9 protein-coding genes and 1 tRNA gene are annotated in these 15282 nt (G+C 75.1%); 5 read left to right on the top strand and 5 right to left on the bottom strand.

The genetic code is table 11. The annotated features are described in order from the left end of the window. Positions 1-265 precede the first annotated feature (265 nt). The 3 genes from EBM89_RS06865 to EBM89_RS06855 all read right to left on the bottom strand — a co-directional run bounded on the left by EBM89_RS06865 (position 266) and on the right by EBM89_RS06855 (position 5416). Complete coding sequence (locus tag EBM89_RS06865; RefSeq protein ID WP_233571595.1) at positions 266-2155, bottom strand: alkaline phosphatase; 1890 nt, start codon at positions 2153-2155, stop codon at positions 266-268. A 145-nt stretch (positions 2156-2300) separates the two neighbouring features. Continuing rightward, complete coding sequence (locus EBM89_RS06860; RefSeq protein ID WP_122148706.1) at positions 2301-2693, bottom strand: YchJ family protein; 393 nt, start codon at positions 2691-2693, stop codon at positions 2301-2303. Beyond that, a complete protein-coding gene (locus EBM89_RS06855) occupies positions 2690-5416 on the bottom strand; it encodes an Ig-like domain-containing protein (RefSeq protein WP_147463474.1) in 2727 nt (908 codons plus the stop codon). The genes EBM89_RS06860 and EBM89_RS06855 overlap by 4 nt, the downstream gene beginning before the upstream one ends. A gap of 224 nt (positions 5417-5640) precedes the next feature. On the opposite strand from EBM89_RS06855, the gene EBM89_RS06850 reads away from it, so the two are divergent. Together EBM89_RS06850 and EBM89_RS06845 are read left to right on the top strand one after the other, a co-directional pair. After that, complete coding sequence (locus EBM89_RS06850) at positions 5641-6918, top strand: threonine/serine exporter family protein (protein WP_122148704.1); 1278 nt, start codon at positions 5641-5643, stop codon at positions 6916-6918. A gap of 86 nt (positions 6919-7004) precedes the next feature. Next, positions 7005-7093: transfer RNA gene (locus EBM89_RS06845), tRNA-Ser, on the top strand. 195 nt (positions 7094-7288) lie between these two features. Here EBM89_RS06845 and EBM89_RS06840 read toward each other — a convergent pair. After that, positions 7289-8290, bottom strand: coding sequence for a PDDEXK family nuclease (locus EBM89_RS06840; protein WP_147463473.1), 1002 nt, complete (start codon positions 8288-8290; stop codon positions 7289-7291). Positions 8291-8790: 500 nt separating this feature from the next. Between EBM89_RS06840 and EBM89_RS06835 the strand changes: the two genes are divergently transcribed. From EBM89_RS06835 to EBM89_RS21795, 3 genes are all read left to right on the top strand, one after another. Continuing rightward, a complete protein-coding gene (locus EBM89_RS06835; RefSeq protein WP_122148702.1) occupies positions 8791-9078 on the top strand; it encodes a DUF6412 domain-containing protein in 288 nt (95 codons plus the stop codon). 124 nt (positions 9079-9202) lie between these two features. Further along, on the top strand, positions 9203-9997 hold the full coding sequence (locus tag EBM89_RS06830; protein WP_122148701.1) for a YidC/Oxa1 family membrane protein insertase: 795 nt from the start codon (positions 9203-9205) through the stop codon (positions 9995-9997). A 109-nt stretch (positions 9998-10106) separates the two neighbouring features. Continuing rightward, entirely contained in the window at positions 10107-13241 is a 3135-nt protein-coding gene (locus EBM89_RS21795) for a lamin tail domain-containing protein (RefSeq protein ID WP_199732014.1), read from the top strand. A gap of 57 nt (positions 13242-13298) precedes the next feature. Here the strand turns inward: EBM89_RS21795 and EBM89_RS06810 are convergent, their stop codons facing one another. Further along, positions 13299-15221 (bottom strand): TPM domain-containing protein, encoded by a 1923-nt coding sequence (locus tag EBM89_RS06810; RefSeq protein ID WP_122148700.1) that lies wholly within the window; start codon positions 15219-15221, stop codon positions 13299-13301. Positions 15222-15282 lie beyond the last annotated feature (61 nt).

Here is a 15282-nt window from a genome sequence, read left to right as displayed (position 1 = left end):
CAGGACGGCGGTGGCGCGGCGGGCGCTGCCGGTGCGGCGGCGCCCGGGTCCGGTGCCGCGCGGGCCCTTCGGCCCGGGGGTGCTGGTGCGGGGGCCGACGATCCCGCCGGTGGCGCCCGTGGTGCCGGTGCGGTCGAGGTCGGTCGGTGCGGTGGTGCGCGGCACGGCGGTCTCCTGGTGGTCCGGGGGAGGAGGAGGGGGTGCGGGCGAGGGCCCGGGCGCACCAGGTGCGCGCCGGACCCCCGCCCGCGGGTCGGTCAGCCGGTCAGTCGACCGGGAAGAGCGACACCGTCAGCGCGCCGGCGTAGTCGCCCGCGCGGGTGTCGACCGGGACCTCGAGCGCGAGCTCGGCGGTCAGGTCGGTGGTGCCGAGGCGGCCGTCCGAGGTCGCGGTCGCGAGCGTCGCCGGGGCCGCGAGGCCCTCGCCGCCGCCGAGCACCGAGGCCACCGGAGAGCCGGGGGTGACGCCGGGCTTGGTGGTGAGCAGGCCCGGGGTCCAGCCGAGGTGCTGCGCGCGCAGCACCTGCGAGCCGGCGGTCAGGTCCTTCGCCTGGCCGGACACGGTCCAGCCGCCGTCGCCGACCGCGGCGTTGGAGCGCGAGTCGGTCACGGAGACGGTCGGCAGCGCGCCGCCGAACCGCAGGCGGTCGCCGACGTTCGCGCCGCCGCCGAGCGCGACGCCCTCGCCGAAGTCGGCGACGGACATCGTCAGGGAGCCCTCGGTCTCACCGGCCTGCGGGACCGTGGCGGTCAGCGGGATCTCGCCGGCCTCCGGCGCGTCCTCGGAGCCCCAGGACTCGAAGGCCACGCGAGCGACGTCGGTGTTGTCCAGGTACGCGCCGCGGACCGGGTCGGTGCCGGTGGCGTACGAGGCGAGCAGGTCCGACCCGGCGCCCTTGGCGAACAGCGGGACGAGCTGGTTGGTGTGGTTGCCGGAGAACCACTTCTCGTTCGGCAGCTGGCCCTTCGCGCCGGTGATCGGCGTCCAGGTCGGGTCGGACTGCGACCCGTCGAGGTAGCCCGTCTCGTGGTCCGCGGTGACGATGACCAGGGTCTCGTCCCAGGAGGACTCGGTCTCGACCCAGTCCACGACCGTCTCGACGGCGCGGTTGAAGTCGACCGTCTCCTCGATGTTGCGGGTGGTCTCGTTGGCGTGGCCGGTCCAGTCGATCGCGCCGCCCTCGACCATGAGGAACAGGCCCTCCTCGTCCTGCTCCAGGACGTTGAGCGCGCCCTGGGTCAGCGTGGCGAGCGACGGGACCTCGTTCTGCGGCGTCTCGAAGGGCAGCACGCCCTCGACGTCGCCGGAGCGCGCCTGCTGCAGCGTGGACGCGACCTGGACCAGGCCGAAGACCTGCTCCGGGACGTCCTCGCCCGCGGCGAGCGCCTCGAAGTCGGCCGTCTCCTCGACGAGCGTGAACGGCGTCTGGCCGTCGGTGAGCTTGGTCCACGCGCCCTCGGACAGGTAGTCGAACCGGCCCGTCTCGATCGGCTGGTGGTCGTCGTCGAAGTACGGGTGGCCCGCGCCGATGATGACGTCCAGCGGGCCCGCGATCATCTCGTCCGAGATGCCGTGCAGGTCGTTGCGGCTGGCGTTGTGCGCGCCCCAGGAGGCGGGCGTGGCGTGCGAGAACTGCACCGAGGTGACGACGCCGGTGGCCTTGTCGAGCTCGGCGGCGCGCTCGGCGACGTTCTTGACGGCGTTGCCCTCGGGGTCGACGCCGAGGATGCCGTTGTTCGTCTTGACGCCCGTGGCGAGCGCGGTGCCGGCGGCGGCGGAGTCGGTGGCGCCCTCGGCGATCCAGTCGAAGTCGGCCCACGCCTTGGCGGGGTCGTACTCCGCGCGGCCGTTGGCCGAGTGGGTCGACATGCCGACCTGGACGGGGAACTGCTGGAACACCTGGGACGCGGTGCCCGGCAGGTGCTCGATCGTGCCCGCCTGCGGGTCGACGGCGACCTGGGCGTAGGTGGTGCCGTGCTCGTACAGCGAGGCGGCGTCGATGTGGTTGTAGCCCATGCCGTCGCCGATGAGGACGATGACGTTCTTCGGGCCGGGGGTGTCCGCCACGGCGGGCGTGGCGCAGGTCAGGGCGATGGCGGCGGCGAGCGTGCTGGTCCCGGCGAGCGCGAGCCACCGGGGAGGACGTCGGGTCATGATCTCTTCCCTGTCGAGTCACGGCGGGTGGTCACCCGCCTGTGCCGACCCCATCGGTCGGCTGTGACCTGCCGGTGAACTGCGGGAGAAACCGGACGGAACAGTCGAACCGGACAGGGGTGGGTGACCTCCCCGGACGGGTGACTCAGTCCGTCGTCGCGTCGCCGTCCACGTACAGCCAGCGCCCGCCCTCGCGCACGAACCGGCTGACCTCGTGCAGGGCGCCGCGCCCCTCGGCATGACGGAAGAACGCCCGGAACTCGACCGTGCCCGCCGTGTCGAACGGACCACCCGCCGAGGTCGCGACCACGTCGAGGCGCAGCCACGACGTGCCGGGATCGAGGTCCAGCTCCGCCGGCCGGGTGCGCGGGTGCCAGGTGGTGCGCAGGTACGCGGCGTCCTCGACCGCGAACGCGCTGTACCGCGACCGCATCAGCGCCTCGGCGGTCGGGGCGGTGCGCTCACCGCGGTGCAGGGGGCCGCAGCACTCGTCGTACGGCAGGCCGCTCAGGCAGGGGCAGCGGGTCGGGGCGGTCACCCGCCCAGTATCGCGAGCCGCCGCCGGGCCGCCGCACCCGCGGCGCTGAGCGCGCCGCCGAGGGCGAGCAGGCCGAGCGCCGCCGCGCCGAGCGGGGCGGACTCGGTGCCGGTCACGGCGAGGACGTCGCCGCCCGGGCCCGACCCGGTGCCCGTTCCGCCGGTGCCCGCGCCGCCACCGGTGCCGCCGCCCGTGCCCGGGTCGACGGGGTCGACGGGTGCGACGACCAGCACCGTCACGGTCGCCGTGTCGCACGCGGGCGAGACGTCGGACGCGCAGACCTGGTAGGTGAACGTGTCCGTCCCGGAGAAGCCCGGCGCGGGCGTGTAGACGAGCAGGCCGTCGACCAGGGCGACCGTGCCGTTCGCCGGGCCCGACGTCACGTCGGGCGGCAGCACCGTACCCACGTCGTTCGCGGCGACGTCGATCGTCACCGGCGTGCCCGCGGGCGTGGTCGCGGAGTCGTCGGCGGCGACCGGATCCACCAGCACGGTGACCAGCCCGGTCGCGCACAGCACCGGGTAGCCGTCGTCGCAGACCGTGTACTGGTAGAGGTCCCGCCCCGCGAAGCCCGGCGGCGGTGTGTACGTCGTCGTGACGGTGGTGACGCTCGCCGTGCCGTCCCGCACCGGCTCGAACGCCGAGGTCAGCGTCGTGGTGTCGCCCGGGTCGGGGTCGGACACGGCGGGCGTGCCCGTGACCGGCGTGCCGACCGACGTCTCCATCGCCAGCAGCGGCGCGACCGGCGGGGAGTTGTCCGGGACCACGTGCACCACGACGGGCGCGGTCGTGCAGTCCGGGGTGCCCGCGCCCGGCAGGGGTGACGGCAGCACGGCGGGTCCGCAGACCTCGTAGACGAACTGGTCCGTGCCCAGGTAGTTCGCGCCGGGCGTGTACTCGATCGTCCCCGCGGCCGGGTCCACGGCGCTCAGCCCGCCGTGGTCCGGTCCGTCGGGCGACGTCGGCTGCAGCGCGGCGCCGCCCGGGTCGTTCGCCAGCACGTCGATCGTGACCGGCTGCCCCATCAGCGTGGTCACCTCGTCGCCGACCGCGCGCGGGTGCACCACCAGCGTGATCGTCGCCGTGTCGCACAGCGGGACCGGCTGGTTGTCGCACGCCTGGTAGGTGAACGACGTCGTCCCCACGAAGTCGGCGGGCGGGACGTACCCGAACAGCCCGTTGGGCAGCATGACGTCGGCGCCCTCGTCGGGGTCGCTGGTCTGCGTGTAGCGCAGCCGCAGATCGGGGTCCGGGCTGGTCGCGATCGCGCTCGAGATGATCGGGCGGTTCACGTACCCCTCGCGGACCAGGTCCTGCGCCACCGGCGGGTCCACGTCGTCCGGGTCCGCGACGACGTCGGTGAGCACCGTCTCGGAGTCCGCCGAGCCGTCGTTGTTGGACGGGTCGGGGTCGTCGGTCGTCGCCGTGGCGCTGACCGTGTTCACCAGCGTGACCTCGGTCCCGGGATCGGGGACGGGTGCGGTCCCGGAGACCGTCAGCGTCGCGGTCGCGCCGACCGCGAGCGTGCCGAGCGACCACGTCACCGTGGGTGGGGCGACCACCCCGCCGCCGGACGCCGTGACGCCGGTCAGCTCGGCGGGGAGCGTGTCGGTGACGACGACCCCCGCGGCCGGGTCCGGCCCGGCGTTCACCACCGTGATCGTGTAGGTGACGACCCCGCCGGGGTCCACTGACGCGGGTCCGGTCTTGCTCACCCGCACGTCCGCCGACGGGGGAGCGGCCGGGTCCGCGCAGTCCGGTCCGACGAAGTCGTCCGGGCCGTCCACCGCGAGGGTCCGGACGTCGACGTTCGTCACCGAGCCCGCGCCGCTGCCCGGGAACACCCCGCCGGGCGCGTCCACGAAGACCGGCACCCACGCCGAGTCGCCGTCGAACCCGCCCTGCACCTGCGTCGCCCCGGAGAACACGTACCGGCCGAACCCGGTCACCGTGCCGTTGTCCAGCAACGTCGTCGCCGTCAAGGTCCCCGTCGGGTTCTGGCGCCAGGAGCCCTGGTTCGCGAAGCCGCCGCCCAGCGCGACCAGACCCGTGTTGGACGAGCCCGTGCCGTTGTGCGTCAGCCCGCCCGTCGAGGTCAGGACGCACAGGTTCGTCAGCGTGCCCGAGCCGTTGACCGTGAGGTCGCCGGTGACGTCCGCGCGGCCCGCGTTCTGGAACGGGCCGTTCACCGTGAGCGCCGACGCGGTCAGCGCACCGTCGTTCACGAGCGTCACGCCCGCGTTCAGCGTCGCGCCCCCCGGGAACGCCATCGTCCCGGCGTTCGTGATCGTCCCCGCGCCCGGCTGGAACGACCCCGTCACCGTGAGCGTCGCGCCCGCCGCGTTGGTCACCGTGCTCGGGCCGTTCAGCGCCAGCCCCGCGAACGTCGCCGTCCCCGCGTTGTCCAGCACGAAGCCCTGGTTGACCGCGATCGACGGCATCGTCGCCGTGGCGCCCGGGGCGACGTACACCGTGCCCGCGGCGTTGTTCACGTACGCCGGGGCCAGGGTCGCCCCCGCGGCGACGCACAGCGTCCCGCCCGCGGGCAGCGCGTCCACCCCGCCGGTCTGGGTGCCGCCGGCCACCGTGACCACCTCGCCCGCCGCGACGCTCAGCGACGTGCCCGACGTCGACGCCGTCACGACCCGGTCGGGGGTCTGGCAGTCGTCCACCGGGGCGGCCACCGCCACCGGTCCCGGGACCAGCGCCGCCAGCAGCAGCACCCCCGTCAGCGCGGCGGCACGCCGCCTGCCCGGCGGGCGCGTCCGCGTCGGTCCCTGCGTCGTGCCCGTGCTGCCCCGCACCCTGCCCCCCGGCTGTGCTCGCATCCCGCGGGTCCCCCCGACCAGCAGGTTCGCCCACCGTAGCGGGCGCGGACGCGACGCGACCAGGGGTGGGGCGGACCGACGTCCCGCCCTCCGGGCGCACCGGCGGCCATCATGTCCCCGTGCCCACACAGCCCACGGACGACGAGCTCGAGCTCATCCGGCAGTCCGGCGTCGCCCTGCGCGTCGGCCGCCTCAGCCTGTCCGCGGGCACCGGGTCCTACCGCGTGAAGTCCTCCATGGCGCGGATCGCGCGCGCCATCGGCGTCGACCGGCACGAGGCCCACGTGACCCTCACCGAGATCACCGCGACCTCGCACCGGGGCCCGTCGTTCCGCACCGAGGTCACCGAGGTGCGGTCGGTCGGCATCAACGCGGACCGGCTCGCGGACCTCGAACGGCTCGCCGGGTCGCTCGCCGCCCGCACCGCCGCCGGGGGATCGGCGACCGTCGACGAGGTCAGCGGCGCCCTCGACCGCATCGAGCGCAAGCCGCCGCTGTACCCGGACGCCGTCAACGCCCTGTGGGCCGCCGTCGCGTGCGCCGCGTTCGCGTTCCTCAACCATGGCGGACCCGTCGAGATGGGCGGCGCGTTCGTCGCCGCGTGGCTCGGCCAGCTCGTGCGCCGCACCCTCGTGCACCGGGGCGTCAACCAGTTCGGCGTCACCATGCTCGCCGCGGCGCTCGCCTGCCTCGCGTACCTCGGGGTCGTCACCGCTGTGCACGCCCTCGGCGCCACCGAGGTGCGGCACGCCGCCGGGTACGTCTCCGCCGTGCTGTTCCTCGTCCCCGGGTTCCCGCTGGTCACCGGCGGCCTCGACCTCGCGAAGCTCGACTTCTCCGCCGGGCTGGCGCGCCTCGCCTACGCCGTCATGATCCTCACCTCAGCCGGCCTCGCCGTCTGGGCCGTGTCCATCGCCGTCGGTCTCAGCCCCGACCCGGAGGCAGCGCCCGCCATCGACCCGTCGGTGCTGCTGCCGCTGCGGGCCGTCGCCTCGTTCGTCGGCGTCCTCGGGTTCGCGCTCATGTTCAACAGCCCGTGGCGGATGGCCCTCGGGGCCGCCGGGGTCGGGATGGTCGCCAACACCGGCCGGCTCGCGCTCGTGGACACCGACCTCGCGCCGCAGGCCGCGGCGGCCGCCGCCGCGCTCGTCGTCGGGCTGCTCGCCGCCGTCGTCGCACCTCGGCTCGGCGTCCCCCGGATCACCGTGTCCGTGCCCGCCGTCGTGATCATGGTCCCCGGGGTCTCCGCCTACCGGGCGGTGTTCTACCTCTCCAACGGCGACACCACCGAGGCCCTCGCCTACGGGGTGCAGGCCGGGCTCGTCGTCATCGCGCTCGCCATGGGGCTCGCCGTGGCACGGATGCTCACCGACCGGGAGTGGGCGTTCGAGCGCTGACCGACCGGCCCGCGCGCGGGCCCGGCAGGGGTGCGCGGGGGTCGCTTTGCCCGGTGCCGGGGACGCCCGGTACTGTGGTGCAGCCTGGAGACGTCGCATAGCCAGGTCTAGTGCGCGACCCTGCTAAGGTCGTGAAGGGGCAACCCTTCCGTGGGTTCAAATCCCACCGTCTCCGCGTTCGATGTCGTCAGACATCCTCGACAGCCCGGGCCCATCAGGGTCCGGGCTGTCGCTGTTCCAGGGGTAGCCCGTCCGGGTGGGGTCGAAGGCGAGCCCGCGTTGGATCTCCCCAGCGCTGGAGCATGTGGTGATCCTGGGACAGGCGGCGTGAGGTGGGTGCGCTCTCGAGGCTAAGTGGGGGCGGGACGCCTCACGCGTCCTGCTGGTGTGCCCTCAACCCACGCCAGAGCGCGGCGATACTGGGATCCATGCTGTAGCTCGCGACCCCGCCCGGCAGCCACGTCACCTGGACTGGCCAGACGTTCTGCACGAAGCCGTTGGCGGGGTTCCGAAGGCGCATCGTCAGACCGGCGAGTTGGCCCCGAACGGCGGGCACGGTCACGGCCGCCGCCGCGGCGACCTCGGCAACGCCGACCGTGCCAGGGTCGGGTGCCGCACACAGGTCGAGCAGCGCCAGTGTCGAATCGTTGGCAAGGCCGGCGAGCCGCGCTAGAGACGCGGAGTCCCACGGGGCGCCCGGATCCGCGATGCTGGAGGTGACCGACTCGACGCGTCGGCCGATCGTGAACTCCTCGACCTCGGGTACGGGGTACAGCCGGCTGAAGGAGACGGCGGTGCTGCCGTTGACGTCGTAGGCCCGGTAACGAATCAGGGAGATGTCGACGTCCTGCTCGTTCAGCCAGACCACTGTTGCCGTCACTGAGGCGGGGAAGTCGGAAGCGATCAGCACGATCCGAGGTCGCCGGATCCCATCCGCCGTGAGCAGGTACTCCGTCTCGAGCAGCGTACGAGCTGACTCACGGTCAACCGACTCCCCATTGCGCTCGTGCCAGGCCGAGTACAGCTCGACCACGTCGTCCGGAGTCAGGCGGCTGACCATCGCGGCGTAGTTCACCGCCTGCATGTGCACGGTTGCCGGTGCGGCGTCCCGCTTGAGCTCGGCGACGACCAGCCGACCATCAGGATCCAGGCCCAGGATGTCGAGTCGATCTGCCACTCGCGCACCATCTGCCGACTGCCACCTGTCGTACTCGCTCGTCACGACGGTGGTCCCCGGACCGAGGATCTCGGGGCTGGCGAGCACCCACTCCTGAAGATGTGCCCGCTCGTGCAGCTCGAAGGACGTCAGGCTCCGGCGAGGGACTCGCGTCGCCTTTCCTGCCTCGACGGTGAAGAGGAGCTCGTCGTACATCACGCCTCCGTGGCGAGTAGCGCTGCATCGCCTGACCTTCCGGCATGCACGTTATCGCGCACCCGAATGCGGGCGGCACAGGCGTGGGCATCGAGAAGGTCGGTCTGACCGAGCGAGGGAGGCACCTGCATTCGAGGCCCGGTGACGCACGGATCGGGTGGCCTAAGCGGCAAGGGCACGTCAGTCGTCACGTGTCCTACGCACCACAGGGCGCCGGAGGGACCGCTCGCGGTTCACGATCGAGAGCGGTGCAGCCGTCGCCATCTCCAACGACTTCGACCTCGCGTTCCCGCGCGCGGGGAAGTCGGCGGAGGGGCCAGCCGAGCAAGCCAACCGGGGTGGTGAGGCAGGCAGGACTTGTCCGGGGGCGCGGCCGCCCGACAGAATGGTCGGACACCGCCCATCCCCTCTGGGGATGGGTCTTTCTTTGCCGTGACGGGCCCCCGCCCTGCACGTAGCCTGAGGTTCCTGGTGACGTGACGGCGCGGAGGAGGTGTGCGGTGGTCGACCCGCTGCTGGTGCTGCTGCACGACCTGGCCGCGTCGGTCGGCCTGCTGCTCGGCACGAGCACCCTCACCACCGTCCTGGTCCTCGTCGGTGCTACCGCGCTCGCCGCCGCCACCGCGGCGCTCGTGGCACGCGGAGCCCGCGCCCTGCTCCTGGTGGTCCCCGCCGGCGCCGTGCACCCGGTGCGCGGCGCCCGCGACGTGCTGCCGGTCGTCGCGCAGAGCGACCCCGACGCCCCCGGCCGGGTCCGGCCCCGGGCACCCGGTCTGCTCCTCGGCTGACCGCCGCCCTCCCGCCCCACCCGTACCGCCCCGCGTCCACGACGCCCGGCGGGCCGGTGCGCGCGGGCGTGCGCACGTGCGGTCAGCGGACGCGCTCCCCGCCGCCCGACCCCGAGGACTCCCCGTGGACCTGTTCGCCCTGCCCCCTGTCGCCGCCGCCCTCGACGCGGCCTCCCGCGCCCTCATGGGCCTGACCCACCTGCTCGAACCGCTCGCCGGCACCGGCGCCGCGGCGCTCGCCGTCGTGCTGGTCACTCTGCTCGTCCGTGCCGCGCTCGTCCCCGTCGGCGTCTCCCAGGCGCGCGCCGAGCGCACCCGCGCGCGCCTCGCGCCCCGGCTCGCGGAGATCCAGCGCCGCCACCGTGACGACCCCGAGCGGCTCCAGCGCGCGACCATGGCGCTGTACCGGGAGGAGGGTGCGTCCCCGTTCGCGGGGTGCCTCCCCGTGCTCGCGCAGGCCCCCGTGGTCGGGCTGATCTACGCGGTGTTCGCGCACCCGCAGGTCGCCGGGCACGGCAACGACCTGCTCGGGCAGACCCTCGCGGGCGTTCCGCTGGGCACGGGACTGCTCGGGTCGGTGACCTCGGGGACGGCCACGCCCGTCACGCTCGCGGTCATCGGCCTCGTCGTCCTCGTCGTCGCCGCCGCGGGGGAGGTCACCCGGCGTGCGGCGGCGCCAGGCGGGCGGCTCGCGGCACCGGTCGCCGCGGGCGGGGCCCCGGGGGTAGGCGGCGGGGTGGTGGGCGCCGCGAACCCGCTGGCCGCGCCCGGGATGCGGCGGGTGCTCGGGGCGCTGCAGTTCCTCACCGCGGTGATCGCGTGCGTCGTCCCGCTCGCCGCCGGGCTGTACCTGGCGGTGACGGTGTGGTGGACGTACGCGCAGCGGGTGCTGCTGCGGCGCCGGTACCCGCTGGCCTGACGCGCGGGCTTCCGGGGACGGACGCCACCCGGCCATGCGGTGTTCACGGGGTGTTCGCGCCGGGGGTGGAACCTCGGCGCGATCCCCCACCCCGCGTGAGAGGCCTTCCGTGCGTACCTGGCGAACCACCGCGGCCGCCGCCGCGACCCTCCTGCTCACCTCGGCGCTCCCCGTCGCCGCGGCCGCCACCGCCGTCGCGGCGCCGCCCGTCTCCGGCACCGTCGCCATCAACGAGGTCGACGTCGCCGAGGACTGGGTCGAGCTCGTCAACACCGGCGCGGAGGCGGTCGACGTCTCCGGCTTCGTGCTGAAGGACGACAAGGACGAGCGGACCCTCGCCCTGCCCGCGGGCACCCTGCTCGCGCCGGGCGCGTACCTGGTCGTGCCCACGAACACCGACGGCGACCCCGCGGGCTTCGGCCTCGGCAAGGCCGACACCGCCCGGTTGTTCGCCGCCGACGGCAGCACGCTGCTGGACGCGTACGCGTGGACCCAGGAGCCCGCGACGAGCTGGGGCCGCTGCGCCGACGGCACGGGCGAGTTCGTCGCGCAGCCCGTGACCACGCCCGGCGCCGCGAACCGCTGCGCGGTCACCGGCGCCGAGGCCGTCGTCATCAACGAGGTCGAGTCCGACGGCGACGCCGTCGACTGGATCGAGCTCGTCAACACCTCCACCGTCCCGGCGGACCTGTCCGGCTACGTGCTGAAGGACAACAAGGAGACGCCGAGCATCACGCTCGCGCCCGGCACGACGATCCCGGCGGGCGGTTTCCTCGCCGTCGACACGTCGACGACCTTCGGGCTCGGCGGGGAGGACAGCGCGCGCCTGGTCGACCCGGACGGCGCCGTCGTGGACGCGTACTCCTGGACTGCGCACGCCACCACCACCTACGGCCGCTGCGCCGACGGCGTCGGCGAGTTCACCACCACCGCCGTGCCCACCAAGGGCGCCGCGAACGACTGCGCGCCGCCGGCCGCCGCCGGTGACCTGGTGATCAACGAGGTCGAGTCCAACGGTGACGACACCGACTGGATCGAGCTCATGAACACCGGCGAGACCGCCGTCGACCTCAGCGGCTACTACATCCGCGACAACGACGACGGCCGCACCGACCGGGTCGCCGCGGGCACGGTCATCGAGCCGGGCGCCCTGCTCGTGCTGGAGGGCGAGACCGCCACCGACCCCGACTTCACGTTCGGGCTGGGCGGCGCCGACTCCGCCCGGATCTTCCTCCCGGACGGCGTCACGCTCGTCGCCGAGTACTCCTGGACCACCCACGCGACCGTGACCTACGGGCGCTGCCCCGACGGGACCGGCGAGTTCACCACCACCAGCGTCTCCACCAAGGGCACCCCGAACGACTGCCGCGTCCCGGTGCGGATCAACGAGGTCGAGTCCAGCGGCGGCACCCCCGGCGACTGGGTCGAGCTCGTGAACGTCGGGGCGCAGGACGTCGACCTGTCCGGCTACCTGTTCGCCGACTCCGACGACTCCCACCGGTACCCGGTCCCGGCGGGCACCACCCTCGCCGCCGGCGCGTACCTGGTGCTGGACGAGGCGGACTTCGGCTTCGGGCTCGGCGGCGGCGACAGCGCCCGCCTGCTCACCCCCGACGGCCTCACGGTCGTGGACGAGTACACCTGGACGGCGCACGCCGCCACGACCTACGGCCGCTGCCCCGACGGCACCGGTGAGTTCGCCACCACGACCACGCCGACCAAGGGCGCCCGCAACGAGTGCGAGGGCATCGTCACGCCCCAGGTCTGGCCGGGTGGCGCGGACGTCCGCACGCTCGACGCCGAGGGCACCTACGCCGGTGACATGAGCGGCATCGACTACGAGCCCTCCGGCACCAGCGCGCCCGGCACCCTCTGGGCCGTGCAGAACGGCGACGGCCTGCTCTACCGGATCGTCCCCGACGGCCAGGGCGGCTGGGCGCCCGACACCACGCGCGGCTGGGCGGCCGGCAAGACCCTCGCCTACCCGGCCGGCACCGGCCAGACCGGCTCGGTCGTGGACGCCGAGGGCGTGACCCTCGTGGGCGACGACCCCGCGAACGGCGTGTACGTGTCGTCCGAGCGTGACGGCGGAGCGGCCAGCGGCGTCAGCCGCCCTTCCGTCCTGCGCTACGACGTGACCGGGACCGCCACCACCCTCACCGCCACCCGCGAGTGGAACCTGGCCGCGGACTTCCCCGGCCTCGGGGCCAACTCCGGGCTGGAGGGCATCACCTGGGTGCCGGACTCCTTCCTGGTCGCGCACGGCTTCGCCGACGCCACCACGGGGAGCGCCTACCAGCCCTCCCGGTACCCGGGTCACGGCTCCGGCCTGTTCTTCGTCGGCGTCGAGGGCACCGCGTCCGTGTACGCGTACGCGCTGATGGACGACGGCGGGTTCACCAGGGTCGCCACCATCGAGACGGACTTCGCGCTCGTGGCCGACGTGCAGTTCGACGCCGACCGCGCCGCGCTGTGGATCGTCTGCGACGAGGCGTGCGACGGCCGGATCGCGCTCGCCTCGATCGGCGACGACGGCGCCTTCACCACCACCGCCGTCTACGACCGCCCCGCGGGCGCGGCCAACTACGCGAACGAGGGCTTCGCCGTCGCCCCGCAGGCCGAGTGCGTCGACGGGTCCGTGGCGACGTTCTACGTGGACGACGCCGCCACCGACGGGCACTCGCTGCGCGGCGGCACGCTCGACTGCACGCCGACCGACCCGGGCACGGACCCCGGCACCGACCCGGGTACCGACCCCGGGACGGGCCCGGGCACCGGCCCCGGGGCAGGGCCGGGCGAGCCGGGCACCACGCCCGGCGCCGGCACCCCCGCCCCGGTCGCGGACGACGCGATGACCGACGCCACCCGCGGCGGCGTCTCCGCGCCCGCCACGGCGGCACCCGGTGCGACCATCGCGATCTTCGTCGGCACCGAGCACGCCGGCGAGACCGTCGACGTGTGGCTGCACTCCGCGCCGGTCTATCTGGGTCGCCACCAGGTCGGCGCCGACGGGTACGTCCGGGTCACGCTTCCGGCCGACGTCGCGGCGGGCGCCCACCGGATCGCCGTGGTCGCCGAGGACGGGACGCTCCTCGGGTGGGACGACCTCCGGGTCACCGGGACCGGGACGCGCCTCGCCACGACCGGCGCGGAGCCTGGCACGGCCGTGGCCGCGGGGATCGCCCTGCTGCTCGTGGGCGCGGCGCTCGTCGCCGTGCGCCGGGTGCGGCGCCCGGCGGCCTGACCAACCGACCGCACGGCCCCGCCCCGGGTCCCCGGGGCGGGGCCGTGTCGCGCGCGGTCAGAACCGTCCGCCGCCCCCGCGGGACCCGCCGCTGCTGCTGGACCCGCCGCCACCCGAGCCACCGCCGCGGGACCCGCCCGAGGAGCCGCTGGTCCAGGTCCAGCGGACGGCGCGTCGGTCCGCGCCGTTCACCGTGTCGAACCCGGCGGCGCGCAGCCCGGCAGTGTCCTGGTTCCGCGTCGCCTGGAAGTCCGCCTGCTCCGCCCGGTCCGCCGCCTGCCGCAGCACCGCCATCGCCCCCAGCGGGTCGACGGACGCCAGCGCCGCACCCTCGCCCGCGAGCCGCTCGGCCTCCGACAGCCGGGTCCGCGCCGCGACGCCCACCGCGGAGCCGCCCGCCTCGATCCGGGCGCGGGCCCGCGCGACCAACCGGTCCACGTCCCCCAGGGCGCCCGGGAGCCGCTCGACCGCGAGCCGCAGCGCGACCTCCGGCGCCCGGGCGGGCTCGAGCGCCCGGTCCAGGTCCCGCTCCGCCGCCCGCAGCGCCTCCAGCACCGCCAGCGGGTCCCGACGGACGTCGTCGGTGCGCGCCCGCTCCAGCGCCGCCCGGGCCGCCGACGCGGCCGTCCGCACGTCCTCGCCCTCCGCGGCCAGCCGGGCGACGTCCGCCAGGTCCTCGTCCAGCGCCGTGATCGCGAGCACGACCGCCCCCGGTGCCGCCGCCAGATCCGCCGCCCGCCGGTCCAGTCCGTCCAGCACGGACGCCCCGCGTGCGAGGGCGGCGTGCGCCTCCCGGGCGAGCACGACCGCGCGGCCCCGCTGGTCCTCCAGCGCCGCCAGCCCCGCCGACACGTGCTCGACGGCCAGCGCGGCCGCCGCCCGCGCCTGCGCGACCGCCCCCGGGACGTCGGCCGTCGCCGAGGGCGCGTACTGCTGCCGCACCACCACCCACGACCGGTCCGCCGCCTCCACCCGCAGCGACAGCGCGTGCGCGGCCGTCCGGGCGTCCGCGAGGTCCTGCGGTGCGCGGGCGTGCGCCTCCCGGTGCCGCCCCGCCGCCGCCTCCTGCGCGCTGATCAGCGCCTCGACCCGCTCGCACGCGCGCAGCACCGCCTCCGCGACCTCCCGGCGCCGTGCCGCCGGCTCGTGCTCGTCGTCGTCCAGCACCTGCCGCAGCCGGAACCCCTCCGCCAGCACCTCCCGGGATCGGGCGAGCGCCTCCGTGAACGGCGCCACCGTCACCGGGCCGAACTGCGCCTCGGCGAACGCGTGCTCCTGCACGCCCCGGGCCACCGCCTCGTCCGCCGCGACCAGCGCCAGCGCCGACCGGTCCTCCAGCGCCGCGAGGTCCGCGGCCGCCTGCTTCGCCCGCCTGCGCCGACGCACCAGCCAGATCGTCAGGGGGATCCACACCGGCGACGCGAACGTCAGGCCGGTCCCGACGAGGACCGCCGCCACCACCGCGAAGTCCGCCCACGACCCCGACGCCGGGGGATCGGCGTACCCGGCGGCCGCCGCGACCGCCGCACCCGCCCAGTCCCCGTCCCGCAGCGCCGGTTCGATCCGCTCCTGCTCGACCGTCGCGAGCTGCCCGTCCGTCAGCGCGTTGTCGCCCTGCACCCGCACCTGGTACCGGCGCGCGTCCACCGCCACGGCCAGGAGCACGTCGTCCCGCCCCAGCCCCGAGGCCGACGCCGTCGCGTCCGCCCAGTCCCGGTTGTCCCAGCCGTCGAAGTCGTCCACGTAGACGACGAACAGCTCGAAAGGCGACGAGTCCGCGAGGTCGTCCAGCGCCGCCGCGACCTCCGCCTCCTCGGCGGGGGTCAGGGCGTCGACCAGGTCCGTCACCGGGCCGGGCAGGTTCAGGGGTGGCTCGGCCGCCGCCGGGCCCGCGGTTGCCAGCAGCCCGGCCGCTGCCACCACCAGTGCGACCGCCGTGGTCACCCAGGGGCGCCGGGCAGGGTGGGCGGAGGGGTGCATGCGGGCTCCGGGGGAGTCGGGACGGAGCCGGCACGGACGACCGGCGGCGCCAGTCTGCCGC

Source organism: Cellulomonas triticagri (genome assembly GCF_003696205.1).
GTDB lineage: Bacteria > Actinomycetota > Actinomycetes > Actinomycetales > Cellulomonadaceae > Cellulomonas > Cellulomonas triticagri.
The sequence above is the reverse complement of the archived record's forward strand: the minus strand, read 5'-3'. Positions and strand labels throughout refer to the sequence as shown.